The following is a 25,255-nucleotide window of genomic DNA, read 5'->3' as shown; positions in this document are numbered from 1 at the left end:
CGCACACCCGTCCGCTGGTGCCGGAGCCGAGACACAAAAGGGAGACTTCCGCGCATGGGAGCAACGGCGACGCTGTCCGAGGCCGGCCTGGTCGCGGAACCCGGCCAGGAGACGAGCTGCACGGTGACCATCCGGAACGCCGGGCAGGTCGTCGACCAGTTCACCGTCGACGTCGTCGGCGACGCGAGTGGCTGGGCCACCGCGGAACCGGCGACGGTCAACCTGATGCCGGGGGAGACCGGCACGGTCACCGTGCGGTTCGCGCCGCCGCGGTCCTCCGACGTCCCGGCCGGGACGATCCCGTTCGGGGTCCGCGTGTTCTCGAGCGAGGACCCGGCCGGCTCGGTCGTCGAGGAGGGCAGCGTCGAACTCGGCGCCTTCACCGAGGTGACCGCCGAAATCGTGCCGGCCAAAGTGGAAGGCAGCTCCAAGGCCGACTTCGAGGTCGCCGTCGACAACCGCGGCAACCGGCCGGTGGCGGTCGAGCTGAGCCCGCTGGACCCCGAGGACGAACTGGACTTCCGGCTCGAGCGCGACCGGGCCGAACTGGCCCCGGGCACCGCCGCGTTCGTCCGGATGCGGGCCAAGCCGCGGAAGCGCTTCCTGCGGGGACAGCCCGTCCGGCACCGCTTCCAGGTGTTCGTCGCCGCCGACGGGAACGAGCCGCTCAAGACCGAAGGCACCATGGTGCAGCGGCAGCTGCTGCCGAAGTGGCTGCTGCCCGCGCTCATCGCGCTGCTCGTCGCCCTGCTCGCCCTGGCGACGCTGTGGTTCACCGTGCTGCGGCCCGCGGTCAAGTCGGCCGCCCGCGAGGCCGCCCAGGAGCAGAACCACGAGATCGTGAAGGCGGCGCAGGACGCCGGCGCCGGCGCCGACCAGGCGAAGAAGAACGCCGAGCAGGCCAAGCAGAACTCCGAACAGGCGATGAAGGCCGTCGGCCTGACCCCGCCGGGCGACCCCTCGGCGACCCCCGGCACCGGCCCCGGTCCGGGGACCCCGCCGACCCGCGTGTCGAACGCCGCCGCCGACGGGACACCGACGGACTTCCGGGTGGCCGCGGACGCGAAGATCGACTCGAACGTCAACAAGTTCGCCGAGTTCCCCTACACGCTGCCGGACGAGACCAAGACGCTGGTGATCACCGACCTGATCCTGCAGAACCCGCGCGGTGACACCGGAACCCTGCGCCTGCTGCGGGATGCCGGTGGCACCAAGACGGTTCTGCTGGAGGTCGGGCTCTCGAACTTCCGCGACCTCGACCACCACTGGCTGCAGGCCTGGCGGTTCCAGCCGGGGGAGAAGATCGTGCTCGCGGTCAGCTGCCAGAACCCGGGAGACCGGGGCCGCTGCACGCCGTCGGTCTCCTTCTCCGGCCGGATCGAGTGAGCGGGTGCTAGATCAGCCCTTCGCGCATGGCGAACGCCACCGCGTGGGCGCGGTTGCGGAGCTGGAAGCGGTTGGTGATGTCGTGCAGGATCGACTTCACCGTCCGCTCCGAGTAGCTCAGCTGGTCGGCGATCTCCTTGGTCTCGAAGCCGTCGGCCACCAGCCGCAGCACCCGGGTTTCCCGCTGGGACATCCCGGCGAGGTCCCAGCCGTTCGGGTGCAGCACGTCCCGCTGCAACCGGGACACCCGCGACAGCAGGCGGCCCAGCAGGTCGGGCGGCAGCGCGCCTTCGCCGACGGCCGCGGCCTTCACCAGCCGCACCAAGGTGTCCGGGGTGGCGTCGGCCCGGCGGATGATCGCCGAAACCCCGTTGCCCACGACGTCCAGCAGCTCCGAGTCCTCCACCTCCCCGGCGACCAGGACGACGCCGGCGTGGCCGGCGCACTGGAGGCTGCGCAGCAGCTGCCGTGCTTCTTCGTTCAGCCGCTCGACGATGACGAGCACCACGGCGGGCTCGTCGGATCCCTCGTCGGCGAAGCGGATTTCGGGACGTGAGCGCAGCGCGGCCGTGACGCCCGCGTGGGTGATGGTGTCGGTGGCGTGCAGCAGCACCGGAACCTGATCGGTGATCATGGGTGAAAGTCCTCCCTCGAACGACGTCGGATCGCTCCACCCCCAAGGATCGTGGCGCGAACGCCTGCCGAACAGGGACATGGAGTCCCGATCTGTCCCGCTTTCGTTACTCCGTTCGGGTTTCCCTACTCCGATCGGGCAATGCCCGCCTCTTTGGCCTTCGCGATGGCCTGGGTCCGGTCGGTGACCCGGAGCTTGCGGAAGATGTGGGACACGTGGTTGCGCACGGTTTTCTGGCTCAGCACCAGTTCCTCGGCGATCGAGGCGTTGCCCATGCCCTTCGCCACCAGCCGCAGGATCTCCTGTTCGCGCAAGGTGAGCCGCGGGAACGACTCGTCACGCGGGGTCGCCGTCCCCAGCAGGGACAGCACCCGGGTGGCGATCGCCGGGCTGAAGATGGCCTCGCCGTCGCCGATCACCCGGACCGCGCGGATGATCTGCTCGTTGCGCGCGCCCTTGAGCAGGTAGCCGCGGGCGCCCGCGCGCATGGCGGCGAACACCGCGGCCTCGTTTTCGAACATCGTCAGCATGAGCACGCCGGTGTGCGGGCTCGCGCTCACGATCCGCCGGGTCGCTTCGACCCCGTCGAGGTCCGGGAGGTTGAGGTCCATCAGGACGACGTCGGGCTCGAGCCGGCCCGCGTCGGCGACCGCGGTCAGGCCGTCGGCCGCCTCGCCGGCGACCTCCATCCCGTCGGTGGCGTCGAGCATCGCGCAGAGCGCCGCCCGGAAGACCGGGTGGTCGTCGACCACGAGGACGCGCAGGGAACCGAACACCGCGTCACTTCCCCGCGGCGAGCGGCAGCCAGGCGGCGATCCGCGTGCCGCCGGAGGAAACCGGCTCGACCCGGCAGCCGCCGCCGAGGTCGCCGGCGCGTTCCCGCATCGACCGCAGCCCGGTGCCCCCGACCGTGGGCAGCGCGCCGCCGTCGGTGCCCACGCCGTCGTCGACGATCTCCACGTGCAGGTCGCCGTCCCGCGGCCAGAGGTGCACGGTGCACTCACGGGCCCCGGAGTGACGGGCGACGTTGACCAGCGCCTCGCGGATGATCCGGTAGGCGGTGACCTCGACCTCCGCCGACAGCGGCGGCAGCTCACCGCGCACCTCGACCGCGACCCGCAGCGGCCCGTGCTCGGCGGGCACCCGGCCGGTGAGCGTGGCGGCGTACCGGCGCACGGCCAGGACCAGCCCGGCCTCGTCGAGGGCGGGCGGCCGGGCGTCGGCGACGATCCGCCGCAGGTCGGTGATCGCGCCGTAGAGCTCCTCCTCGAGCCGGGCCAGGAGGTGCTCGGTGGCCGCCCGGTCCCGCGCGACCAGGTCCCGGGCGGCGCGCAGGCCGAGCACGGCGGCGGTGAGCGTCGGCCCGAGCCCGTCGTGCAGATCGTGGAGCACCCGTTTCAGCCGGTCTTCGTATCCCGCGGGGCGGCCCAAGTCGGCGACGACGAATGTCCGGCGCATCTTCTCCCCGTCCGCCAGAAATGGTCTGGACCCCCCGGCGAACCGGGGGAACCAGTTCTCGTGCGGGTAGCCCAGCCGGCTGCTCCGTTTCGCGTAGCGGGATGGTCACCCGCTGTACTAATCGCCGCGTCCCGCCCCGGCGTTTCATTCGGGGCGGCCGCGGCGGGTCACGGATTGGTTCCGATGCGGAAACGCTCGTAACGGCGCAGGTCGTGGTGATGATCCGTTCGGCGCAACGGGTCCCGGCCACCAAAAACCATTCATGAACTGTCCGGTGAACCGGTGGAAATTCGACAAAGCCGAGGCGCTGCACTTTCGTGAAGTCGCACGGGCGGATGGAGCAGAACGACAGCGGCAAGTGGCGGTACACCCGTTGCGCCGATTCTTTTCGTTCATCCGATCGGTATCAGAATCGGGGTCGTCGGGCGGCGGAACGCCTTTTCGCCCGGTTGGTTCGACGAACTGCCGGAGTACCGGATCCGGTCGTGTTCAGGCCACCACGACCGGCGTACCGGGCAGTGCGAGCCGGACGGGGATCTCCGGGGCGATCCGGGCCAGCGCGTCGACGTAGTGGCGCGGGTCGCGGTCGCCCTTGGTGATCATCCGGTCGCCGAGGCGGCCGCTGTGGAAGGCGTAGTGGTGCGGCACGGCCAAGGCCGGCTTCAACGCCGCGGTCAGCCCGGCCGCCTCCTCGGCGTCCATCACCACCTGCTGGAGGTGCAGCGGCCGGATGCACAGGCCGTTCGTCGGCAGGATGGCCAGGTCGACGGGTCCGAACCGGTCCGGGATCGTGTCGAGCTCCGGGACCCGCAGCGAGTCGCCGCCGAAGAACACCGTGCGGTCGCCGGCCTGGATGACGAAGGTGACTTCGTGGACGCCGTGTTTGCCCGGCGTCGCCGTCACCGTGAGGTCGCCGACCGTCGCGGCCTCCCACGCCTCGACGACGCGGACGTCGTGAAAGCCCTTGTCCCGCGCGAGGGTCGCCACCGTGCCGGGCCCGATCAGCGGGGTGCCGAGGTCGAAGCCGCCGTCGACGAGGGCGTCGAGGTCGCAGTGGTCGTAGTGCTCGTGGCTGATCACGAGCGCGTCGACCCGGCCGAGGGCGGGGACGGTCGAGGCGACCGGCTCGCCTTGGTAGTAGGTCGGGGCCTGGGTGAACCACGGGTCGGTCAGCACCCGGATCCCGCCGATCTCGACCAGCTGGCAAGCGTGCCCGATCCGGGTCACGCTCAACGTGGTGCGCATGCTTTTCCTCCTGGGGATCAGTGGCCGAGGTCGAGCAGCGCGCCGAGCAGTTCCTCGGGCGTCTCGACCTGCGGCAGGTGGCCGGTGCGGGGCAGCAGGGTGAACGTCGACAGCGGGATCGCGGCCGCGTAGGCCTTGCCGTACTCCGGGCCGGCGATGCCGTCGCTCTCGCCCCAGACCACGTGCACGGGGACGTCGATCTCGCCGAGCCGCCCGGCGAGCTCCGGGTCGGCCATCGCCGGACCGGTGTAGCCGATCAGGGCGCGCACGTCCGGGCTCGGCCCGGTGCCCCCGCCGGCCGGCGGCGCCGGCGCCTTGCTCGGGTCGTGAAAGGACAGTTGCCGGATCTCGGCGAGGGACATGCCGCTGATGTCGGTCAGCGGGTGCCCGTCGACCTCGATGCCGATCCCGTCGACGATCACCGCGCCGCTGACGCGCGGGCTCTTCTGCAGCGCGATCTCGGCGGCCAGCCAGCCGCCGAAGGAGTTGCCGATCACCGTGACGTCGGTGAGCTCGAGCTGGTCCAGCAGGCCGACGTAGAGCCGGGCCAGCTCGGGCACGCCGGTCAGGTTCGCGGCCTTCGGGGTGCCGGCGAAGCCCGGGTGGGTGGGCAGCAGCACCCGCGAGTGGGTGCGTTCGGCGAGCAGGTCGGCGAAGCCGGTCATCGTCGCGACGCCGCCACCTCCGTGCAGCAGCAGGAAGGGCCGGGTGCGGTCGCGGTCCTCGAGGGTCACCTCGGCCGGGCCGACGGTGCGGGTTTCGGTGCGGGTGGGCCGGAGCGAGCCGGCCGCGGGGAGAGTCGTCATGGGTCCTTCTCGGTCTCGAGGGCTTACCTAAGGAACCTTATATAAGGTTGTTTAGATAAGCAACCTGACTTCGATGGGATAGGGTGATCGCATGAAGTACCGCCCCGGTGACGTCTCCCTGGCCGTCAAGCGCCTGCAGCACCGCCACCACCGCGCGCTGAGCCGGGCGCTGGCGCCGCTGGGGCTTTCGCTGGTGCAGTGGGACACCCTGCGTCACCTGCACCGCCGCCCCGACGCGTCCCTGCACGAGCTGGCGGTGCTGACGTTCCAGACCGACCAGTCCTTCGGTTCGCTGGCGACCCGGATGGCCGAACGCGGGCTGATCGAGCGGGTCCCCGGCCCCGGCCGGGCGGTGCGCCACAAGCTGACGGCGGAAGGCGCCCGGCTGCGCGCCGAGGGCCAGGCCCTCGTCGACGGCGTCGTCGAGTCGTCCTTCCGCGACCTGTCGGAGGCCCAGCTCGCCCAGCTGGGGGAGCTGCTGGACCTGGCACTGGGACCGGACCCGACCGCGTAACGCCCGGACGGGTTCCGGGCACTGAGGTGTGTCGAATCCGCCTCCGAAGGAGCTTGACCCCATGCCGAGCTACGACGATCTGCGCGCCCTGTTCATCAACGGCACCCTCAAGCGCTCGCCGGATCCCAGCAACACCGACGGCCTGATCGACGTCAGCCGCGGGATCATGGAGAAGAACGGGGTCCAGGTCGAGGTGCTCCGCGCCATCGACCACGACATCGCCACCGGTGTCTGGCCCGACATGACCGAGCACGGCTGGGCCACCGACGCCTGGCCGGGCATCTACGAAAAGGTGATGGCGGCCGACATCCTCGTGCTCGCCGGGCCGATCTGGCTCGGGGACAACAGTTCCGTCACCAAGCAGGTCATCGAGCGGCTCTACGCCTGCTCGCACCTGCTCAACGACGCCGGCCAGTACGCCTACTACGGCCGCGTCGGCGGCTGCCTCATCACCGGCAACGAAGACGGCGTCAAGCACTGCGCCATGAACGTCCTCTACAGCCTCCAGCACCTCGGCTACACCGTCCCGCCGCAGGCCGACGCGGGCTGGATCGGCGAGGCAGGCCCCGGACCGTCCTATCTGGACCCCGGCTCCGGCGGCCCGGAGAACGACTTCACCAACCGCAACACCACGTTCATGACCTGGAACCTGCTGCACCTGGCCCGGATGCTGAAGGACGCAGGCGGCATCCCCGCGCACGGCAACCAGCGCAGCGAGTGGGACGCCGGCTGCCGGTTCGACTTCGCCAACCCCGAATACCGCTGAGCCGTGCCCGGCGTCGGCTTCGGGAACCTGTTCGCGGTCGCGGCCATCGCGTTCGCCGCGCCGCTGCTGCTCGGGCTCGTCCCGAAGTTGCGCGTGCCGGCCGTGGTGCTGGAGATCGTGGCCGGGATCGCGCTCGGGCCGTCCGGCCTCGGCTGGCTGACCCCGGACCTGCCGGTGCAGATCGTCGCCCTGCTCGGGCTCGCCTTCCTGCTCTTCCTGGCCGGGCTGGAAATCGACGTCCACCGGCTGCGCGGGCGGGCGCTGCGGGTCGCGCTGCTCGGCTACGGCATCACCCTGGCACTCGGGCTCGCCGCCGGCGCCGGGTTCGCCACCGCCGGGTGGGTGCAGAGCCCGCTGCTGGTCGCGGTGGCGCTCTCGGCGACGTCGCTCGGCCTCGTCGTGCCGGTGCTCAAGGACGCCGGGCAGGCCGAAAGCGGCTTGGGACAGGCGGTCATCGCCGCGTCCTCGGTGGCCGACTTCGCCGCCGTGCTGCTGGTCTCGCTGCTGTTCTCCGCCTCCGGCAGCACCGGCGCGCGGCTGGTGCTGCTGGCCGCGTTCGCCGGGCTGGTCGTCGTGACCGCGGTCGTGGTCGCGCTGGCCGGGAAGTCGCGCCGGCTCGGGACGACCCTGCTGCGGCTGCAGGACACCACGGCTGAAATCCGCGTCCGCGCGGCAGTGGTGCTGCTGGTCGCGTTCGTCGCGCTGGCCGAAAGTTTCGGCCTGGAAAGCATTCTCGGCGCTTTCCTGGCCGGCGCGGTCGTCGGCCTGCTCGACCGCGACGCGGCGTCGCACCCGCGGTTCCGGGTCAAGCTCGACGCCATCGGGTACGGCTTCCTGGTGCCGGTCTTCTTCGTCACCAGCGGCCTGCGCCTGGACCTGTCCGGGCTGCTCGCCGACGCGGCCGCGCTCGCCCGCGTCCCGCTGTTCCTCACCGCGCTGCTGCTCGCGCGCGGCGTCCCGGCGTTGCTGCTGACCCGCGAATTCGGTGCCCGGCGGGCGATCGCGGCCGGCCTGCTGCAGGCCACGTCGCTGCCGTTCCTGGTGACCGCCACCCAGATCGGGGTCCTCACCGGACTGATGACACCGGTGACCGCGGCCGCCCTCGTGTGCGCCGGCCTGCTGTCGGTGCTGGTGTTCCCGGCCGGCGCGCTGTCGCTGCTGCGGACGCGGGGCCGGGTGGCCGTAAGATGACCGTCACCTGTTTTGCCGGTTCCGGCGCTTATATTCGTCCGGTGAGCCCGCTCCCGCCGGACACCGAACTCGTCGCCGCGCTGCGCGGCGGGGACGACAGCACCTTCGCCGCAGTCCTCGACGCGTGGTCGGCCCCGATGCTGCACCTGGCTCGCTCGTTCGTCTCCACCCACGCGTCCGCCGAAGAAGTCGTCCAGGACACCTGGCTCGCCGTGGTGAAGAGCCTCGACGCGTTCGAAGGCCGCTCGGCGTTCAAGACGTGGGTGTACCGGATCCTGGTCAACACCGCCAAGAAACGCGGCACCGCCGAGCACCGCAGCATTCCCTGGGCCAGCCTGGCCCCCGACGGCGAGGACCGCGGCCCCACCGTCGACCCGGCCCGGTTCCGCGGCCCCGGCGACCGCTACCCGGGCGGCTGGCGGGAATTCCCCGCCGCATGGCCTTCTCCGGAAGGCACCGCGCTGGCGCTCGAAGTCCGGCAGGTGATCGCCGGCGCGCTCGACGAGCTGCCCGCGCGCCAGCGCGCCGTGATCAGCCTCCGCGACGTCGCCGACCACAGCGCCGACGAAGTCTGCGAACTGCTCGAGATCACCGCGGCGAACCAGCGGGTACTCTTGCACCGCGCACGGGCCGTGGTCCGTGAACGGCTCGCGGAGTACCTGGGCGCCGAGGGGAAGCCGGCATGACGTGCGAAGAGTTCGTCGAACTCGTCACCGCCTTCCTCGACCGGGCCCTCGACCCGGAAACCGAAGCCCGCTTCGTCGAGCACCTGGCACTGTGCGAAGGCTGCGAAACCTACCTCGAGCAGTTCCGCACCACGATCGCGGAACTCGGTTCGCTCCCGGCGGAGACGCTGTCGGCCGACGTCCGCGACACGGTACTCGGCGCCTTCCGTGATTGGCACTCCCGATGACCACCTCGCCACCGTCCTCAGTGGACCCCACCGCCGGCCGGGTCCGGCCCGCGACCCGGGTGCTCGCCCTCGTCATCGTGCCGTTCCTCCTGGCGGCCTTCGTCATCTGCTACCTGATGCCGGCCCGGACCGCCGAACTGTTCGCCTGGGGCATCAAACCGCCGCTCACCGCGATGCTGCTGGCCGCGGTCTACCTCGGGGGAGCGTTCTTCTTCGTCCGCGTCGCGACGGCGAAGCGGTGGTCGGACGTCGCGCTCGGCTTCCCGCCGGTCGCGCTGTTCGCGTCGATGCTCGACGTCACGACCGTGCTGCACTGGGACCGGTTCACCCACGGCCATATCTCGTTCGTCGCGTGGGCCGCGCTGTACTTCGCCGCGCCCGTCTTCGTGGTCGTGATCGCCGCGCGGAACGCACGAGCGGCCCGCGGCGCCGTGCTCGCCGCCCAGCCCCGGTTACCGGCCGCCGTCCGGATCGTGCTCGGCGTGACCGGCGCCGCCGAGCTGGTCCTGGCCGCCGCGCTGTTCTTCCTGCCGGGCCCGGTCGGCGCCCTGTGGCCGTGGGCGGTCACCCCGCTGACCGCCCGCACCTTGGCCGCCCTGTACGCCCTCGGCCTTGCCAACGTGCTCGTCGCGGCCGACGCCCGGGCATCCCGGGTGCGCCTCCAGCTCGAGGTGCAGACGGTCATGCTGACCCTCATCGCGATCGCGGTCCTCCTCCGGCGCGAAGACTTCACCGCCGGCCCGGCCGCCGCGTACGCGTTCGCGGCCGTGGTGGCCGCGGAACTGGCGGTGATCACGGGCGGCCTGATCGGCATCTCCCGGAACGCGCCGCCCACGGCGTGGTGGCGTTCCGCGCACCTGCCCCGACGGCACCACCCGCACGGCACCTGACCGGCCGCCTTGCCACAAGTGTGTATAACGACCTATTCAGCGGGGCTCGGATTGGTCAAGATTTCCCGGCGGCTAAACCGGAGTTCGGCGCCACAACCAGGGACGAAGTCCTCTAGGCCGGAAACGGCGGCCGAGCATGATGGTCGATGCGGGCGAACCCGGATCGAAAGGAGCCGAACGTGACGATCTACCTGCAGCAACCCGCGACGTACGACCTGGTGGGCACCGTCATCCAGGTGGCCGGCGTGGCCGGCGGCGCGTTCGAAGCGAACTTCGGCTACCGCGTCCACGAGGGCCACGACGAGGTCACCGGCTCGTTCATGGCGGGGGACGGAACCGGAGGGCACAGCCAGTTCCAGTTCACCGTCGACGTCGGCGGCGCGGCTTTCACGCTGGACCGGTTGTTCGTGGACCTTTTCCACACTTCGCCGAAGGACGGCAGTGAACTGGGCAAGGTGGTCGTGCCGGTCGTCTACGGCCCGCGGATCGTTCCGGGCTACCAGAACTACCTGGAGCACATCGTGGTCGCCGGCGAAACGCTGTGGGGCATCGCGGCCAAGTACTACGGGTCCGGCAATCTCTACCACCGCCTGGTGGCGGCCAATCCCGGCACCATCCCGAACCCGAACGTCATCCACCCGGGTGACCTGATCCGCGTGCCGCAGGGAACCTGAACACCGGCGACCGGCTCATGGCCTGGCCGGCCGTGAGCCGGGAAACCGGTGTACTCCGACGGTGGTACGAGCGGCGCGCTCGGTGGTGCTACACATGCTGACGGTCGACCCGGCGGCGGAACGAGGCGTGATGGAGCAGGAGGTGGACTTCGGCGCCGTGTTCCTGGCCGGTCCGTCACCGATGGCCGTGCTGTCGCCGTCGCTGGTCTTCCTCGCGGTGAACGACGCCTACCTCGAGGTCTCCGGCCGCCGCCGCGAGGAGCTGCTCGGGCAGCACGTCTTCACCGCCTTCCCCGACAACCCGGCGGATCCGCAGGGCGCCCGGAACCTGCGTGGTTCGCTGGAGCGCGTCCTGGCGACCGGGCAGCGGCACGTCATGCCGCTGCAGCGCTACGACGTGGCCGTGGCCGGCCAGCCCGGCGTGGTCGAGCAGCGCTTCTGGAGCACGGTGAACGTTCCCGTGCCGGGCGAGGACGGTTCGGTGCGGTGGATCCTGCACCGCGTGGAAGAGGTGACCCGGTTCCTGGAGCAGCTGCCGCCGGACCACGCCGGGGCGGGGGAGCGGCAGGCGATGCAGGCCGAGGTCTTCGCTCGCAGCCAGGAACTGCACCAGGCCAACGAGCAGCTGGCCGCGACGGCCGACATCACCGCCGCGGTGCTGGCCGACGCCCCGGCCACGGACGTGCTGGAGCTGATCGCGGCGCGGGCGCGCCGCATCGCCGGGGTCGACCAGACGCTCGTCCTGGTGCCCGACGACCACCGCGAACACCTCGTCGTCGCCGCGTCGGCGGGCGCGCAGGCCGACGCCTACCGCTCGCTGCGGCTGCCGTTGACCGGCGCGGCCGGCCCGGCGCCCCTGAGCGTGCGGGTCTTCCGGACCGGCCGGTCCCTCATCAGCGACGACGCGGCGCCGGCGGCCCGAAACGCCGGGCTGGGCGTCGCCGTCGGGGCCGCGCTGGCGGTGCCGCTGGGGCCGCCGGACGGCGTGCGCGGAGTTCTGGCCGTGGTCAACGCGCCCGGCCACCCCATCACGCCGACCGGCGTCGTCCGGTCGCTGGAGCTGTTCGCCGCCCAGGCCGCGATCGTCCTGGAGCTGGCCGAGCGGCGCCGGGACGCGGTACTCGTTTCGGTGCTGGACGACCGGGAACGCATCGCCCGCGAACTCAACACCGCGGTCGTCGGCCGGCTCGCCACGATCGCCACCGGCCTGGTCTCGACGCTCAAGATCATCCAGCGCGAAGACGCGGCGCGCCGGGTCCGGGACGCCGTCGGGGCGGTGGACCAGGTCATCCAGCAGCTGAACTCGGCGGTGTTCGCCATCCACGCCGAGCCCGCGCGCGAGCGGGCGCTGCACCGCCGCGTCCGGGACCTCGTCGACGCGGCCGCCGAGACCCTGGACGTCGAGATGACCTCACGGCTCGACAGCCGGCTCGACACGGCACTGCACGGGGCGGTCCGGGAGCAGTTGCTGGCCGTTTTGGACGCCGCGTTGTCCGCGGTCTCCCGTCGGGAGGGGGCTCGACACGTCACCGTGACCGTGGAGCTGCGGCCCGAGCCGAGTCCGGACTGCCTCTTCGTCCAGGTCGAAGACGACGGGACGCCGGGGGAGGAACCGGCCGGGCTCGCGGGGCCGCTCACGGTGGCCGCCCGTCCGGGCGGTGGTACGGCCGCCACGTGGGAGGTTCCGTTGGCCGGCGATGTCTCCGTGCGATCCGGGCGGTAGCGCCGATTTTCGCGGGTTTTGCTTCTGCCGCTGTTCGAAGACCGTCCTCGCCGGACGAGCAGGCGACGGGATGGCCACCCAGCTCGGGGAAGTCCGGGGATTCAGCTCGGCTCGGTCCGGGCGCACAGGGCGAGGAACCAGCCCAGGCCGGCCACCCACAGGCCGGTGAAGCCGCCGGACCACAGCAGCTGCAGCAGGCCGGCCGTCACCAGGGCCACCCCGAGGCTCCAGCCGGCTCGGGCCGCCACGGCTTGGGCTCGGCGCCGGTCGCCGGTGATCTTCCAGACCACCGCCTGCAGGACGCGGCCGCCGTCCATGGGTGCTCCGGGTAGCAGGGTGAACGATGCCAGGACCAGGTTCGTCCAGCCCAGCCAGGTCAGCGTGGACGCCACGATGCCGGTCGACAGCAGGCCGGCCAGCAGGAAGCCGGCCCCGGCCGCGAGGCTCGCCACCGGTCCGGCCACGGCGACGGCGATTGCGGCGCGCGGTGTTGCCGGGTTGTCGGCCGGCTCCGTGCTGCCGCCGAGGAACCACAGGGTGATGCCGTCGACGACCTGGCCGCGGTCCCGGGCCGCCAGTGCGTGGCTGAGCTCGTGGACCAGCAGGGACCCCAGGAACACGACCGAGCCCGTCGTGCCGGTCGCCCAGTAGACCACCGGGGACAGGCCGGGGACGGCGTCCGGCAGCAGCGTCCGCGCCAGGAGCCCCGCCAGCAGGGCCATGACCGGGAGGACGGACCAGTGCGCGCCGACGTGGATGCCGGCCGGGCGCCCGAGGGGGAATGTGGCGTGCATCACTCGACGGTCCGCTCCGCCCGCGGGCGCGGCGAGGGCCGCACTGCCCCGGCGCGAGTGACCAAAGACCCCGGCTCCGGCGACGTTCGGCCACAGCGCGGACACCCGGCGGGCGCTTGGTCCGCGGCCGGAGCCGCCGGCGCGGGCGCAGGCGGATTTGGTCCCCGGGGAAAGGGACTTCGTGCCCTGACCGGCGAGTACCGCCGGTCCGCATGCTGGAAGCCCGGATCCGCAGGAGGAACTCATGACCGCAAACCGGCCGGTGCTCGTCGGGGTGGACGCCTCGGCACCGTCGTTGGCCGCCGTCCGCTGGGCGGCCCGGGAAGCAGGGCGGCGCGACACCACGCTGCGGCTGCTGCACGCCTGCGTCTTCGAGGCCACCTCCGCCCACGAGCGCGACGAGCTCCTGCTCGAACACATCTCCCGATGGCTGCGCCACGCGGCCGGAATTGCCCGGGACTGGGCACCCGGCGTGCAGGTCGAGACCGCGGTCCGGCTCGGGCTCGCCGCCGATCTGCTGCTCGAAGAGGCGGCGGGTGCGGAACTGGTCGTCCTCGGCTCGCACGGCCTCGGTGGCCTGCGCGGCGCGCTGATCGGCTCGGTGGCCCTGCAGGTGGCCGCGGAGGCGCCGTGCCCCGTCGTCGTGGTGCCCGGTCACCAGCCGGCCCGGACGGGACCCGTCGTCGCCGGGATCGACGGGACCGAGTCGAGCGAGCACGCCCTGCGGTTCGCCTTCGAGGAGGCGGCCGCGACGCGGGCACCGGTCCTGGTCGTGCACGCCTGGCACACCGGGGACGCGGCCGCCGAGCGGCAGGAGCTGGAAACGCGCGTCGCGAGCTGGCGCGGCAAGTACCCGGACGTGGAGGTCCTCACCCAGGCCGTGGCGGACCGGACGCCGGCCCGCGCGCTGCAGCACGTCGCGCCCGACGCCCGGCTGGTCGTCGTCGGCACGCGCGGCCGCGGCCCGGTCGCCGGCGGGATCCTCGGCTCGACCGGCAACGCCCTGCTCGCGGAAGCGGCGTGCCCGGTCGCGGTCGTGCACTGAACGTCCGCGACGGCACCGCCGGCCCCCGAACCGTCCACTGTGGACACCCAGGAAGGAACGATCATGCACGCACAGCCGGGCGACTGGCTCGTCCTCAAAGGGCCGCGCACGCCCGACCGGCGCGGCCGGAACCTGGAGGCCGGCCGTGTCCGGGTTCGTTGACGGCGCGGTCGTCGCCGGGATCGACGGCTCCGCGTCCGCGGTGCAGGCCGCGGAGTGGGCGGCGGCGGAGGCCGTGCGTCGCGGGCGTCCGCTGCGGCTGGTCCAGGTTTACGCGCTGCCGCAGGTGAAGGCGCCCGTCGCGTTCGGCACTCATGAGCAGGTGCGGGCCGGGCTGGCCGAGCGGGGCGAGGGCTGGCTGGCCGAGGCGAAGGCCGCGGTGCTCACCGAGCATCCCGGTCTGGACGTGCTCACCGCGGCGCGGGAGTGGAGTCCGGTCACCGCGCTGGTCCAGGAGTCGCGGCACGCCGAGCTGGTCGTGCTCGGCTCGCGCGGGCTGGGTGGGTTCACCGGTCTGCTGGTGGGCTCGACCGCCGTCGCGGTGGCCGCGCACGCGCACTGCCCGATCGTCGTGGTCCGGGGCCGGAGCTCGCACGAGCCGCCGCCGAGTGCCGGGCCGGTGGTCGTCGGGTCCGACGGCTCGCCCGACAGCGAGGCCGCGATCGCGTTCGCGTGCGAAGAGGCGCGGCTGCGCGGCACGGAGCTGGTCGTGGTGCACACCTGGAGCGACGTTCTCGCCGATGGCATGCTGCGGCCGCACCCGCTGCAGGAGGATCCGGGCGAGATCGCCGCCGCCGAGCGCGTCAAGCTGGCCGAGCAGGTGGTGGGCTGGCAGCGCAAGTACCCGGAGCTGGCGATCGAGCTGGAGGTCGTGCGCGGGCGCCCGGTGCGGACGCTGCTGGAGCGCGGTGAGGGTGCGCAGCTGGTCGTGGTCGGCTGCCGTGGCCGGGGCGGGTTCACCGGCATGCTGCTCGGCTCGACCAGCCAGGCGCTGATCGCGCATTCGCCGTGCCCGGTGGCGGTCGTCCGGCCCCAGCGCAGCGAAGAAGCCCGAGTCCCCGCGACACGAAAGACAGGAACCTCCGATGCGAGCACGTGACCTGATGACCGCGCCGGTGATCACCGTGCACCCGTGGGCGTCCGCGAAGGAGGCGGCGGAAGCGCTGGCCGCGCACGGCTTCACCGCGCTGCCGGTGGTGGACGACGACGATCGGCTGATCGGGATCGTCACCGAGGCCGACCTGATCCGCGGCCGCGTCCCGGCCGATCCCCGGAACGTCCGCGAGCCCCGCGAGAGCACCGCCGGCAAGACCGTCGGCGACCTGATGACCACCCCCGTCACGGCGATGAGCACCGGAACCGACGTCGCCGACCTGTGCCAGGCGCTGGTGGACGCCCGGATCCGCGCGGTGCCGATCGTCGACGGCGCGGCCGTCGTCGGCATCGTGACCCGCGGCGACGTCGTGCGCGTGCTCGCGCGGGAGGACGCCGAAATCGCCAGGGACGTCAAGCACCGCCTGGAGATCTACGGCGGCAGCGGCCGCTGGCACGTCGACGTGCACGACGGGCTCGTGCACATCACCGACCAGTTCGACGACGACTCCGACCGGCACGTCGCGCGGCTGCTGGCGCTCGCCGTGCCCGGGGTCGTCGCCGCGGAGACCGCATACGCGGGTGAGGAGCAGGCGCGATGACCGCCAACGACCCGAGGATCACCGTGGGCGTCGACGGCTCGGCGGGGTCGACCGCCGCCGTCGCGTGGGCGGCGAAGCTGGCCTCCCGGCGCCACCTGCAGCTCAAGATCGTGCATGGCCTGCAGATCGCCGGCCTCTACTACGGCGGCGGCATGACCGGGATCGGCGCGGCGACGCTGTTCGAGGCGGTGCGGACGGACGGCGAACGTGCCATCGCCGAGGCCCGCGCCCTGGCGGAGTCGATCGACCAGGACCTGGCCATCACCACCGAGCTGCCCAACGACCCGCCGGTGCCGATGCTGATCGAGGAGTCCCGGCACGCCCGGATGCTGGTGGTCGGCCGGACCGGCACCGGCGGGTTCGCGGGCATGCTGATCGGCGGTACCGCCGCCGCGGTCGCATCCCACGCGCACTGCCCGGTCGCCGTCGTCCGCGGCCACCAGGACTCGACGGCGGGCCCGGTCGTGGTCGGTGTCGACGGGAGCCCGAACAGCGAGCAGGCCGTCGCCGTCGCGTTCGAGGAGGCCTCGCTGCGCGGCGTCCCGCTGGTCGCGGTGCACGCGTGGAACGACATCGTCTACGAGGACACGCGCGGCACCGCCCGGATCCTCACCCAGCCGGAAAGCCTCGAAGAGGGGGAGGAGCGGCTGCTGGGCCAGCGGCTCGCGGGCTGGCCGGAGAAGTACCCGGACGTGGAGATCCGGCGCGTGCTGGTGCGCGACCGGCCGCGGCACGCGCTGCTGAAGGCCGGCGAGGAGGCGCAGCTGGTGGTCGTGGGCAGCCGCGGCCGGGGTGGCTTCACCGGCATGCTCCTGGGGTCGACGAGCCAGGCGCTGGTCCAGCACGCCGACTGCCCGGTGCTCGTGGTCCGCCCGGAGCCGAAGGGATAGCCGCCGTCGACGTCGGGCCCGCGGTCCGCCGGAGCTCGCCCAGGTGGGCGCGCTCCGGCGGACCGCGAACTGTTTCCGGCAGGCCCAGAGCTACCTGATGGCGAACCATGGCCTGAAAGTCATGCCGGTCACTGGCCCGGGCCACGGCGGCCCGGCGACGCGATCGAGGCCAGTGGCAGCAGGGCGAAGCCCGGCGATTCCGCCAGGGCCGTCCACATCGGATCCCGCCGGTGCAGCCAGTCGTCGGCGACGAGCACCCGGCAACCGAGCCCGAGCAGCGCCTCCGTCTCCTGGCGTGCGTCGATCCCGTGCGGGCAGTCCCGGGCGGCGTGTGCCGGGGCGTCGGTCAGGACGAGGATCGTCCGGGGGCCGATGTCGGTGACGAGTTCACGGCAACGCTGCATCGCGTCCTCGAGAGCCTCCTCGAAGTCACCGCCGCCTCCCAGCGGCAGTCCTTCCGCCGCGTCGAAGGCTTCGGCGAGAGACGGGAACGGCCCGAGTGAGCGGAGGAAAAAGGGCTCGCCCTGGTCGTGGTCGGTGTAGGCGACGACCCGGAACTCGTCGTAGCCGGCCTCGAACGCGTCGTCGAGCAGCAGGGACTTCCGGGCCTGGCCCAGCCGGCCGCTCATGCTCGCCGTCCGGTCCACCAGCAGGACGAGGCCGTCGACCGGCTCCTGCCGCTCACCGCCCGGCGGAGCCGTCGCGGCCTGGACGGTATCCACGAACGCCGCGGGGACATTGCCCGGCCGGAACTGCTCGGCGAGCCGGATCTGCGTCCACGCGCTGCCGTACTCGGCTTCGGGATCGCTGCTCCGGCGGTAGTCGCAGTGGTTGACCACCCAGGTGACCCGGGGCCGGAGGCGGGCCGCGTAGCGGACGGCGACCCCCAGAGCGGTCGAGGGGCGGGCGTCACCGGGATGGCTGCCGCGGGGCATCTTGATGCGGTCCTTGGCTTCGACGACGACCAGTTCCCGGCGGTACGGGGCCGGGGTCGACACGGTGACGTCCGGTGTCAGGTCGCCGTCGGCGGTCCGGCACCGGGGCTCGTGCCACACGTCCAACGTCAGGCTCGGGTCCCGCCCGTGTTCCAGCCGGCAGGCGGGTTCGTCGGCCACCCCTCGGGACAGCACCCACACCCCGTCCGGCCCGGGAGCGCCGACCAGGCGCGGCTCCCAGCCGCCCTGCTCGCAGACGCCGATGGTGGTGCAGAGCACCCACACTTCGTAAAGCAGTTCCCGCTGCCGCCAGAGCGGCAGGTTGAGGAATTCCTCCGTGAACTCCAGCATCTCCGTGACGTCGGCGGACCCGGTCGGGTGGAAGACCTCGGAGGCCAGCCAGTCGGCCGCTTCCCGGGCGGCGCCGGTCAAGGTGGTGAGCCAGGTCGTGAGGGCCGTCGGATCGGTGAGGAGCCCACGCTCGAGTTCCCGGCGGGTCTGTGGCCGCCATCGGCCGGTGCGCCACTCCGCGACGAAGCCCGCCAGGGCGCCCACGGCTGTTCCGTAGCCTTCCGCAGCCTCCACGGCGACCGGCTGCAGGTCGTGATCGAGGCCGAGATCCATGCGACGTTCGAGGTTGCTGACCGAGATCGGATCGGCGAATGTCGCGATCACCCGGGCGGTCCGGTAGCGCTCGACCTCGAATTCGAACCGTCCGGGAAGCCGATCGGCCTCTTCGTCGGTGACGAGAAACTCGGAAGCAGGAGCGACGGCCGGAATCGGCAGCGAGTCGATGTGGGCCAGATGGGTGCGAATGAGCCATTGAGCGGTCGAGACCAGCCGTTCGCCCGCCGCCACGGCCTCGGTCGCGGCATCGGCCGCGATCTCCCAGCCAGTGGGTACCCGGTGGGCCATCCCGGTCGGGCGGGAAAAGATCTCGGGGCGAATCCAAGCGAGGGCCAGCAAACCGTCCAGAAGCATGACGCCGTCTTCGGATTCGGTCGGCAAGCTTCCGTAGAAGGCGCCGTTGTCTGCGCGGGTGAACTGCTGGAGCGCATCGTGGTCGATCCGGCCGATTTCCAGCGTCGTGAGGCGTTGCTCGAGTTTTCGCACCTGCTCGATGAATTCCGGGCTGATGACCAGCTGTTCCTCGTCCACGTCGCCCCGCTGCAGGCGGAACGTGTCGCTCGTTCCCCTCGTCGTGGTGGAATACCTGGCCAGGTGCTCGTAGATTTCGGCGACCATGGCCACGAAGCGGCCACCGCAGCGCACGACTTCGTTGAGCAGGGCGCCCGCGGTCGGGGCGGCGTCCGCGAGCTGCTCCGCGGCTGCTTCCCGGAGAAACCCGGCTCGGTCGGTTCTTTGCTGTGGCACACTGCGGGCCAGTGCGGCGAAGTCCATTCCGAACGCCGCGAACAGGTCGTCAATAACGTCCCGTTCATTCTTTCCGGTGCCCAATTCCAGCGCCTCGACGACCAAGGTGGCCAGATTTCTCCGGATTTCCGCGTCGCTCATGGACGGATGGTAGCCTTCATTGCTCGTGCTTCGCACCGGTGCGCGGTGAAAGGGAGGCGGCATGGCGGCGGAAGAGCGGGCGGGCCCCCTGCGCCGCCGGTTCGCGGTTCCGGCGGACGCGGCGTGGCAGGTGTTGAGCACGCGGGTGGGAATGCGGCGGTGGCTGAGCGATCCGTCCCATCCGGGAATGGCGGTCGGGGCGCCTTTCACCCGCAAAGGCAGCATGCCCGGCCGGATCGAGGAGGTCGGGCCGGGCGCCGCCTTCCAGGTGAGTTTCCCGGGAGGCGAGCGAGCCTGCCTGGAAATCCGCGCCGACGGGGAACGCAGCGAACTGGTCGTGACCGTCCAGGGTGGCGGCGGTGCCGGGGCCGAGGGCTGGTCCGGGGTCCTGACGGCGGCGCAGTACCTGGTCGACGAGGCGAAGAAACGGCGTCACCCCAGGCAGGCCGTGGTGGTCGTCCACGGGATCGGGAACCAGCGGCCGATGGCGACCATCAGGCGGTTCACGGCCGCGCTGGCCGGTCCCGGTGAGATGTGGAGCAAACCGGATCGGGTGTCCCGTTCCTACGAGCTGCGGCGGCATCAGCTGCGGCGCACGCACTACCGGCCTCGTACGGACATCTTCGAGCTCTACTGGGCGGACAAAGTGCCCGGGACGAAGCTGAAGCAGATCACCGCCTGGCTCCGCTCGGTGATGCTCCGCCGTCCGGCCGACGTCAGCCGGCGGCTGCGACCGGTCTTCTACCTTTCGTACGGCGTGCTCCTCGCCTTGGCGATCGCCGGCGTGACGCTGGCCGTCGCGGTGGGGGTGGACGGGGTGAGCCACCTCCTGTCCGGTGCGGCGGCCCTCGCGAAGATCGGGTGGGTCAGTCTCCTGCTGTCGGTCGCCGGCGCCGCGGTGAACACGGTGCTCATCTCGACGCTGGGGGACGCCGCGCGGTACCTGGACGACGCGCCGGACAACATCGCCGTCCGCCAGTCGATCCGCGAGAGCGGGATGGCACTGCTGCGCAGGCTGCACACGGAAGGGAAGTACGACCGGATCGTCGTCGTCGGGCACTCGCTGGGCAGCGTGATCGGCTACGACCTGATCTGCCGGTACTGGCTCGAGGTGCACCGGTCCCACGGCCGTCCGCTGGTCGTCCGGCAGCCCGCGTTGCCGGGTTTCACCGCCCGGCTCGGCAATCCGATCACCACCCCCGGCGGGCTGGACGGCTACCGCAAGGCGCAGCGAGACCTGTGGCGGGACTACCGCAGGCTCGGCCAGCCTTGGCTGATCACGGATCTGGTCACCCTGGGCAGCCCGCTGACCTACGCGGACACGTTGCTGGCCCGGTCCCCCGAGGAACTGCGAACCCGGATCTCCCAGCTCGAGGTGCCGGTGTGCCCGCCGGAGTGCGCTCCCGGCGAGTTCACCCTGGACGAGAAGTACCTCGTGGACGGGCACATGCGGTCGATCAAGATGCTGACGCACGGAGCGCCGTTCGCGGTGGTGCGGTGGACGAACCTGTACTTCCCGGCGCGGTGGCTGCTCTTCGGAGACCCGATCGGCGGTCCGCTGGCGCCGGTGCTGGGGTGCGGGATCAAGGACGTCCCGGTGACCACCTCACCCTGGATCCGCCGTCGGACACCGCTGGCGCACACGGCGTACTGGCGTCGGCCGGTGAGCGACGAGAAGGCCGCGGCCACCCGGGCGCTGCTCGAAGCCGTGGGGCTGGAGTCGGGCCGGTGGCTCGACGAGCACGTGGCCGAGATGCCGTGGGAATACTCCGTCGCCGAGGAGGGCGAGGCGCGAGCCGAGCGGTGACCGGACGCCCTTCACCGCAGTGGTGATCCGGACGGCGACGATGCGCCGACGGCCGTGAGAGCGACCTCGGGGAGCGCCGCGAACTCCGCCGGCCGGTGCGTCACCACCAGCACCGACCGGCCCTCCGTCGCCGTCAGCACGTCGGCCGCCAGTGCCGCTGCCGTCGGGGTGTCCAGGTGGGCCGTCGGCTCGTCCAGCAGGAGGATCGGGCGGTCCGACAGCAGTGCTCGGGCCACGCCGATGCGCTGACGCTCGCCGCCGGACAGCGGGGTTCCGTGGGTGCCCAGTGCCGTGTCGAGGCCGTGCGGGAGCTGTGCGAGCCACGGCGAAAGCTGGGCCCGGCCCAAGGCGGCCCGCAGCTCGGCCTCCGATGCCGACGGCCGGGCCAGGCGGAGGTTCTCGCGCAGTGTGCTGTCGAACAAGTGCGTCTCCGGGCCGCACCAGGCGATGTTCTCCCGGACCGAGTCGCCGTCGTACCCCAGCGTGTTCCTGCCGTCGAGCAGGACCCGGCCCGCCGAGGGGTCGAGGTAGCGCAGGAAGGCCGCGATCACCGTGCTCTTGCCCGCGCCCGAGCGGCCGGTCAACGCCAGGCGGTGGCCCGGACCCAGCCGGAGGCCGACGTCCTGGACCGCGTCGGCCGGCGCGCCCGGCCAGCGGACCGACAGGTGCTCGGCCGCCAGTTCGGTCGCGGCCGGAGCGAGAGCCGTGGCCGGCGCACCAGGCGAGGGCAGCGCGTCCAGTTCCGCGAGCCGGCGCGCCGAACCGGACGCGCCGAGCAGCCGCTGGGCCGCCTCCGGCAATCCGGCCACCAGCTCGGCCGTCGCCAGCGGCGTCAGCGCCAGCACCGCCAGCGCGGGACCGGGAACGGCCGCCAGGATGCCCAGCGCCAGGCACGTCACCGACGTCAGCCCGACGCCCAGCGAGGCGAGCCCGCCGCCCAGGCCGCGCCACGCCGCCGAGCGGCGCTGGAGGGCAGTCAGTGCGGCGTCGAGTTCGCGCAGCCTGCCGTGTCGCCGGGCGGCGGCGTCGTGGGTGATCAGCTCGGCCGACGCCTGCAGCAGCTCCACCGTCCCCGCCGTCAGGTCCGCCCGCAGCAGGGCCGTCTCCCGCTGCGCCCGGCGAGCGGCCACGGCCGCGACGACCGGGGCCAGCAGACCCGCGACGGCCAGGCCCGCCGCCGGCAGGAACGCACCGGGGAGGACGACGCCGAGGGTGACGGCGGTCGCGGCCAGGACCAGGAACGTCGAAACGCCCGGGACCAGGCCCCGCACCAGGACGTCCTGCTGGCTGTCCACATCGGACACCAGCCGGTGCAGCAGGTCGCCCCGGCGCAGGCGGGCGCTGCCCGCCGGGCCGATCCGGACCAGCTGCGCCCACACCCGCACCCGCAGCTCGGCGAGTGCGCGCAGGGCGACGTCGTGGGACAGCAGCCGTTCGAGGTAGCGGAAGAGGCCTTTCGCCAGGCCGAACGTCCGCACCGCCACGATCGCCACCAGCAGGCTCAGCACCGGTGGGTGCAGGGCCGCGCTCGCGATCAGCCACGACGACGTCGCCGTGAGGGCGACCCCGCAGCCGAGCGCGGCCGTCGCGGCCAGGCAGGCCAGTGCCAGCCGCAGGCGGTGCGGCCGGACCGCCTCGCGCAGCGGCCGCCACCGCGGAACGTCCACAACGGACGGCACATCGACCGCGGTCGCGGCCGGTCGCGAAACCGGCCGCGGTGGGACGGCAGCCGAGACCGGGGGAAGGGCGACGGGATCGCCGAGGGAGATCACCCGGTCGCAGCGGGCCAGCACCGCCGGGTGGTGGCTGACGATCACCGCGGTCCGCCCGGCGAGCACCTTCGGCAGCCGCTCCAGGATGGCCGCCTCGGTCTCCGCGTCGACGCCTTCGGTCGGTTCGTCGAGCAGGATCAGCGGCCGGTCGAGCAGGACCGCGCGGGCGAGGGCGACGCGGCGGCGCTGGCCGGTCGACAGCCCGGCGCCCAGCTCGCCGACCACAGTGGACAGCGGGACGTCGAGCGCCGCGGTGTCGGCGGCGGCGAGCACCGCCTCGTCGTCCGCGTCGGGGGAGCCCAGCCGGATGTTCTCCGCCACCGTCCCGGCGACCAGGTGCGGCTGCTGCGGCACCCACGCCAGGTGCCGGTGCCAGGTCGCGCGGCCGATGTCGGCGAGGTCGACGTCGCCGACGAGGATCCGGCCGCCGTCGGGCCGCCGCCAGCCCAAGAGGAGGTCGAGCAGCGTCGACTTGCCGGCCCCGCTCGGTCCGGTCACGCCGACGACTTCGCCGGGTGGCAGGCGCAGGCCGAAGCCGTCGAGGACCGGTCCCGACCGGCCGTCGACCGTGACGTCTTCGCAGCGCAGCGCCACGCGGGCGAGGTCGGGAACCGTGCGGGTGCCGGTGTCGCCGGTGGGCGTGCCGGCGAGCGCGATGATCTCTTCGGCCGCGGCGAGCCCCTCGGCGCTGTCGTGGAACCGGGCGCCGACCGCCCGCAGCGGCAGGTAGACCTCCGGGGCGAGGACCAGCACGACCAGCGCGGTCTGCAGGTCGAGCTCGCCGGCCAGCAGCCGCAGCCCGATCGACACCGCCACCAGGGCGACCGACAGCGTGGCCAGCAGTTCGAGGGCGAGCGCGGAGAGGAACGCGACGCGCAGGGTCCGCATGGTGTGCCTGCGGTACTTCCCGGTGATCTCCCGCAGCGACCGGATCTGCGCGCGGCCCCGGCCGAACGCCGTCAGCTCGGCCAGCCCGGCGACCAGGTCGAGGAAGTGGTTGCCCAGCACGGAAAGCGTCCGCCACTGCCGGCGGACGTCGCGCTCGGTGTACCGCCCGATGAGGATCATGAAGACCGGGATGAGCGGGACGGTCAGCCCGATGAGCACCGCGGCGGCCCAGTCGGCCAGCAGGATCCGGGTGCCGACGACCAGCGGCACGACCGCCGCGATCAGCAGCTGCGGCAGGTAGCGCGAGAAGTAGCCGTCCAGCCGGTCGACGCCGTGCGTGGCCAGTGCCGCGATCTCGGCCGGTGACCGGCCGGCCCGCCGGGGCCCGAGCCGCAGCGCGGCCCCGATCACCGTCTCGCGCAGCTGCGAGAGCGCCCGGGCGGAGGCGCGGTGCGCGGTCGTCTCGGCCAGCCACGTGATCCCGGCCCTGGCCAGGACCACCAGGGTCAGCAGGCCGAGCGGCAGCACCAGGCTGCGGAGCGGGAAGCCGTCGAGGAACGCCCAGGTGATCGTCTTCGCCAGCAGTTCCGCCTGGGCGAGCACCAGCATCGCGGTGAGCGCGCCCAGCGCGGCACAGGCGAGGACGAACGGCCGGACCGCGCTCGCGTGGCGCAGCAGGCGCGGGTCGAGCGGCTTCACCGGCCGGCCACGGGCAGGCCGCCGCCGGCCGGGATCGAGGCCCGGCTGATCCGCTTGCGGAACACCCAGTACGTCCAGGCCTGGTAGGCCAGCACGATCGGGGTGAACGCGACCGCGACCCAGGTCATGATCTGCAGCGTGTACGGCGTCGAGGACGCGTTGGTCGTGGTCAGGCCGAACGCCGGGTCGGTCGTCGAGGGCAGCACGTCCGGGTACAGCGACCAGAACAGCGTGAAGGTGACCGCGATGATCGCGCCGGCGGTGCTGGCGAAGGCGAACCCGTCCCGCTCGCTGGTGGTGAACAGCACCGCGGCGACGAGCAGGGCCGCGGCGAGCGCCGAGGACAGCCAAGCCCAGCCGCCGTGTTCGATCGCGGTGTAGGCGAGGAAGACGCCGCCGAACACGATCGCCGTGCCGCCGAGCGCGCGGGCCAGCGTGTGGGCCCGGTCCCGGAGGGCGTCGGTCGTCTTCAGCGTCAGGAACACCGCGCCGTGGAAGGTGAAGAGGCTGAGCGTGGCCAGGCCGCCGAGCAGGGCGTACGGGTTGAGCAGGGTGAAGAACGTGCCGGTGAAGTGGTGCTGCGCGTCGAGCGGGACGCCGTGGACGATGTTGCCGAACGCCACGCCCCACAGCAGCGCGGGCGCGGCGGAGGCGAAGACGATGATCCAGTCCCAGGTGTTGCGCCAGCGTGGGCTGTCGAGCTTGCCGCGGAACTCGAACGCCACGCCGCGCAGGATCAGCGCGACGAGCACGAGCAGCAGCGCGAGGTAGAAGCCGGAGAACAGGCTCGAGTACCAGAGCGGGAAGGCGGCGAAGGTGGCGCCGCCGGCCACGAGCAGCCAGACCTCGTTGCCGTCCCAGACCGGGCCGATCGTGTTGATCAGCACCCGCCGGTCGGTGTCGTCGCGGCCGAGGACGCGCAGCAGCGTGCCGACGCCGAAGTCGAAGCCTTCGAGGACGAAGTAGCCGGTCCAGAGGACCGCGATGAGCAGGAACCAGATGTCGGTGAGGGCCAT

General features: G+C 72.5%; 23 protein-coding genes. 14 read left to right on the top strand and 9 right to left on the bottom strand.

Annotated elements, in window-relative coordinates; all coding sequences use genetic code 11:
- The first annotated feature begins 54 nt into the window (after window positions 1-54).
- Window positions 55-1,386 (top strand): COG1470 family protein, encoded by a 1,332-nt coding sequence (locus ACWEGE_RS02045; RefSeq protein WP_449658596.1) that lies wholly within the window; start codon window positions 55-57, stop codon window positions 1,384-1,386.
- A 7-nt stretch (window positions 1,387-1,393) separates the two neighbouring features.
- Here ACWEGE_RS02045 and ACWEGE_RS02040 read toward each other — a convergent pair whose 3' ends face one another.
- The 5 genes from ACWEGE_RS02040 to ACWEGE_RS02020 all read right to left on the bottom strand — a co-directional run bounded on the left by ACWEGE_RS02040 (window position 1,394) and on the right by ACWEGE_RS02020 (window position 5,529).
- Window positions 1,394-2,020 carry a response regulator transcription factor gene (locus ACWEGE_RS02040; protein ID WP_449658595.1) on the bottom strand — a complete coding sequence of 209 codons (627 nt, stop codon included), beginning with the start codon at window positions 2,018-2,020 and terminating at the stop codon, window positions 1,394-1,396.
- Window positions 2,021-2,145: 125 nt separating this feature from the next.
- Window positions 2,146-2,796 carry a response regulator gene (locus ACWEGE_RS02035; protein WP_449658594.1) on the bottom strand — a complete coding sequence of 217 codons (651 nt, stop codon included), beginning with the start codon at window positions 2,794-2,796 and terminating at the stop codon, window positions 2,146-2,148.
- A 4-nt stretch (window positions 2,797-2,800) separates the two neighbouring features.
- A complete protein-coding gene (locus ACWEGE_RS02030) occupies window positions 2,801-3,478 on the bottom strand; it encodes a sensor histidine kinase (RefSeq protein ID WP_449658593.1) in 678 nt (225 codons plus the stop codon).
- Between the two features lie 489 nt (window positions 3,479-3,967).
- Window positions 3,968-4,723, bottom strand: a complete 756-nt coding sequence (locus ACWEGE_RS02025; protein WP_449658592.1) for an MBL fold metallo-hydrolase — start codon at window positions 4,721-4,723, stop codon at window positions 3,968-3,970.
- A gap of 17 nt (window positions 4,724-4,740) precedes the next feature.
- On the bottom strand, window positions 4,741-5,529 hold the full coding sequence (locus ACWEGE_RS02020) for an alpha/beta fold hydrolase (RefSeq protein ID WP_449658591.1): 789 nt from the start codon (window positions 5,527-5,529) through the stop codon (window positions 4,741-4,743).
- Between the two features lie 91 nt (window positions 5,530-5,620).
- Here ACWEGE_RS02020 and ACWEGE_RS02015 point away from each other — a divergent pair, with 91 nt between their 5' ends.
- The 8 genes from ACWEGE_RS02015 to ACWEGE_RS01980 all read left to right on the top strand — a co-directional run bounded on the left by ACWEGE_RS02015 (window position 5,621) and on the right by ACWEGE_RS01980 (window position 12,200).
- Window positions 5,621-6,043, top strand: a complete 423-nt coding sequence (locus tag ACWEGE_RS02015; RefSeq protein ID WP_449658590.1) for a MarR family winged helix-turn-helix transcriptional regulator — start codon at window positions 5,621-5,623, stop codon at window positions 6,041-6,043.
- A gap of 61 nt (window positions 6,044-6,104) precedes the next feature.
- Window positions 6,105-6,809, top strand: a complete 705-nt coding sequence (locus ACWEGE_RS02010) for a flavodoxin family protein (RefSeq protein WP_449658589.1) — start codon at window positions 6,105-6,107, stop codon at window positions 6,807-6,809.
- A gap of 3 nt (window positions 6,810-6,812) precedes the next feature.
- A complete protein-coding gene (locus ACWEGE_RS02005; protein WP_449658588.1) occupies window positions 6,813-8,000 on the top strand; it encodes a cation:proton antiporter in 1,188 nt (395 codons plus the stop codon).
- 41 nt (window positions 8,001-8,041) lie between these two features.
- Window positions 8,042-8,686, top strand: a complete 645-nt coding sequence (locus ACWEGE_RS02000; RefSeq protein ID WP_449658587.1) for an RNA polymerase sigma factor — start codon at window positions 8,042-8,044, stop codon at window positions 8,684-8,686.
- Complete coding sequence (locus tag ACWEGE_RS01995) at window positions 8,683-8,913, top strand: anti-sigma factor family protein (RefSeq protein ID WP_449658586.1); 231 nt, start codon at window positions 8,683-8,685, stop codon at window positions 8,911-8,913. The genes ACWEGE_RS02000 and ACWEGE_RS01995 overlap by 4 nt, the downstream gene beginning before the upstream one ends.
- A complete protein-coding gene (locus tag ACWEGE_RS01990; RefSeq protein ID WP_449658585.1) occupies window positions 8,910-9,803 on the top strand; it encodes a hypothetical protein in 894 nt (297 codons plus the stop codon). The genes ACWEGE_RS01995 and ACWEGE_RS01990 overlap by 4 nt, the downstream gene beginning before the upstream one ends.
- 179 nt (window positions 9,804-9,982) lie before the next feature.
- Window positions 9,983-10,477, top strand: a complete 495-nt coding sequence (locus ACWEGE_RS01985) for a LysM peptidoglycan-binding domain-containing protein (RefSeq protein ID WP_449658584.1) — start codon at window positions 9,983-9,985, stop codon at window positions 10,475-10,477.
- A gap of 94 nt (window positions 10,478-10,571) precedes the next feature.
- Window positions 10,572-12,200, top strand: coding sequence for a PAS domain-containing protein (locus tag ACWEGE_RS01980; RefSeq protein ID WP_449658583.1), 1,629 nt, complete (start codon window positions 10,572-10,574; stop codon window positions 12,198-12,200).
- A 101-nt stretch (window positions 12,201-12,301) separates the two neighbouring features.
- Here ACWEGE_RS01980 and ACWEGE_RS01975 read toward each other — a convergent pair whose 3' ends face one another.
- The gene (locus tag ACWEGE_RS01975; RefSeq protein WP_449658582.1) at window positions 12,302-12,994 is read right to left on the bottom strand and encodes a site-2 protease family protein; all 693 of its coding nucleotides are present in this window, start codon (window positions 12,992-12,994) and stop codon (window positions 12,302-12,304) included.
- Between the two features lie 244 nt (window positions 12,995-13,238).
- On the opposite strand from ACWEGE_RS01975, the gene ACWEGE_RS01970 reads away from it, so the two are divergent.
- The 4 genes from ACWEGE_RS01970 to ACWEGE_RS01955 all read left to right on the top strand — a co-directional run bounded on the left by ACWEGE_RS01970 (window position 13,239) and on the right by ACWEGE_RS01955 (window position 16,623).
- Complete coding sequence (locus tag ACWEGE_RS01970) at window positions 13,239-14,039, top strand: universal stress protein (RefSeq protein ID WP_449658581.1); 801 nt, start codon at window positions 13,239-13,241, stop codon at window positions 14,037-14,039.
- A gap of 145 nt (window positions 14,040-14,184) precedes the next feature.
- Window positions 14,185-15,138 carry a universal stress protein gene (locus tag ACWEGE_RS01965; protein ID WP_449658580.1) on the top strand — a complete coding sequence of 318 codons (954 nt, stop codon included), beginning with the start codon at window positions 14,185-14,187 and terminating at the stop codon, window positions 15,136-15,138.
- The gene (locus tag ACWEGE_RS01960) at window positions 15,125-15,733 is read left to right on the top strand and encodes a CBS domain-containing protein (RefSeq protein ID WP_449658579.1); all 609 of its coding nucleotides are present in this window, start codon (window positions 15,125-15,127) and stop codon (window positions 15,731-15,733) included. Before ACWEGE_RS01965 ends, ACWEGE_RS01960 begins: the two co-directional genes overlap by 14 nt.
- Window positions 15,730-16,623 carry a universal stress protein gene (locus tag ACWEGE_RS01955; RefSeq protein ID WP_449658578.1) on the top strand — a complete coding sequence of 298 codons (894 nt, stop codon included), beginning with the start codon at window positions 15,730-15,732 and terminating at the stop codon, window positions 16,621-16,623. The genes ACWEGE_RS01960 and ACWEGE_RS01955 overlap by 4 nt, the downstream gene beginning before the upstream one ends.
- A gap of 128 nt (window positions 16,624-16,751) precedes the next feature.
- Here ACWEGE_RS01955 and ACWEGE_RS01950 read toward each other — a convergent pair whose 3' ends face one another.
- Window positions 16,752-19,298, bottom strand: coding sequence for a hypothetical protein (locus ACWEGE_RS01950; RefSeq protein ID WP_449658577.1), 2,547 nt, complete (start codon window positions 19,296-19,298; stop codon window positions 16,752-16,754).
- On the opposite strand from ACWEGE_RS01950, the gene ACWEGE_RS01945 reads away from it, so the two are divergent.
- Window positions 19,297-20,880 (top strand): hypothetical protein, encoded by a 1,584-nt coding sequence (locus ACWEGE_RS01945; RefSeq protein ID WP_449658576.1) that lies wholly within the window; start codon window positions 19,297-19,299, stop codon window positions 20,878-20,880. The genes ACWEGE_RS01950 and ACWEGE_RS01945 overlap by 2 nt on opposite strands.
- 11 nt (window positions 20,881-20,891) lie before the next feature.
- On the opposite strand, the gene cydD is transcribed toward ACWEGE_RS01945, so the two are convergent.
- Both cydD and cydB read right to left on the bottom strand, forming a co-directional pair.
- The gene (gene cydD / locus ACWEGE_RS01940) at window positions 20,892-24,239 is read right to left on the bottom strand and encodes a thiol reductant ABC exporter subunit CydD (RefSeq protein WP_449658575.1); all 3,348 of its coding nucleotides are present in this window, start codon (window positions 24,237-24,239) and stop codon (window positions 20,892-20,894) included.
- Entirely contained in the window at window positions 24,236-25,255 is a 1,020-nt protein-coding gene (gene cydB / locus ACWEGE_RS01935) for a cytochrome d ubiquinol oxidase subunit II (protein ID WP_449658574.1), read from the bottom strand. The genes cydD and cydB overlap by 4 nt, the downstream gene beginning before the upstream one ends.

The sequence above is a fragment of the Amycolatopsis sp. NPDC004747 genome (assembly GCF_053601335.1).
Note: the sequence above shows the minus strand (reverse complement) of the source record. Positions and strands in the feature narration are given on the sequence as shown.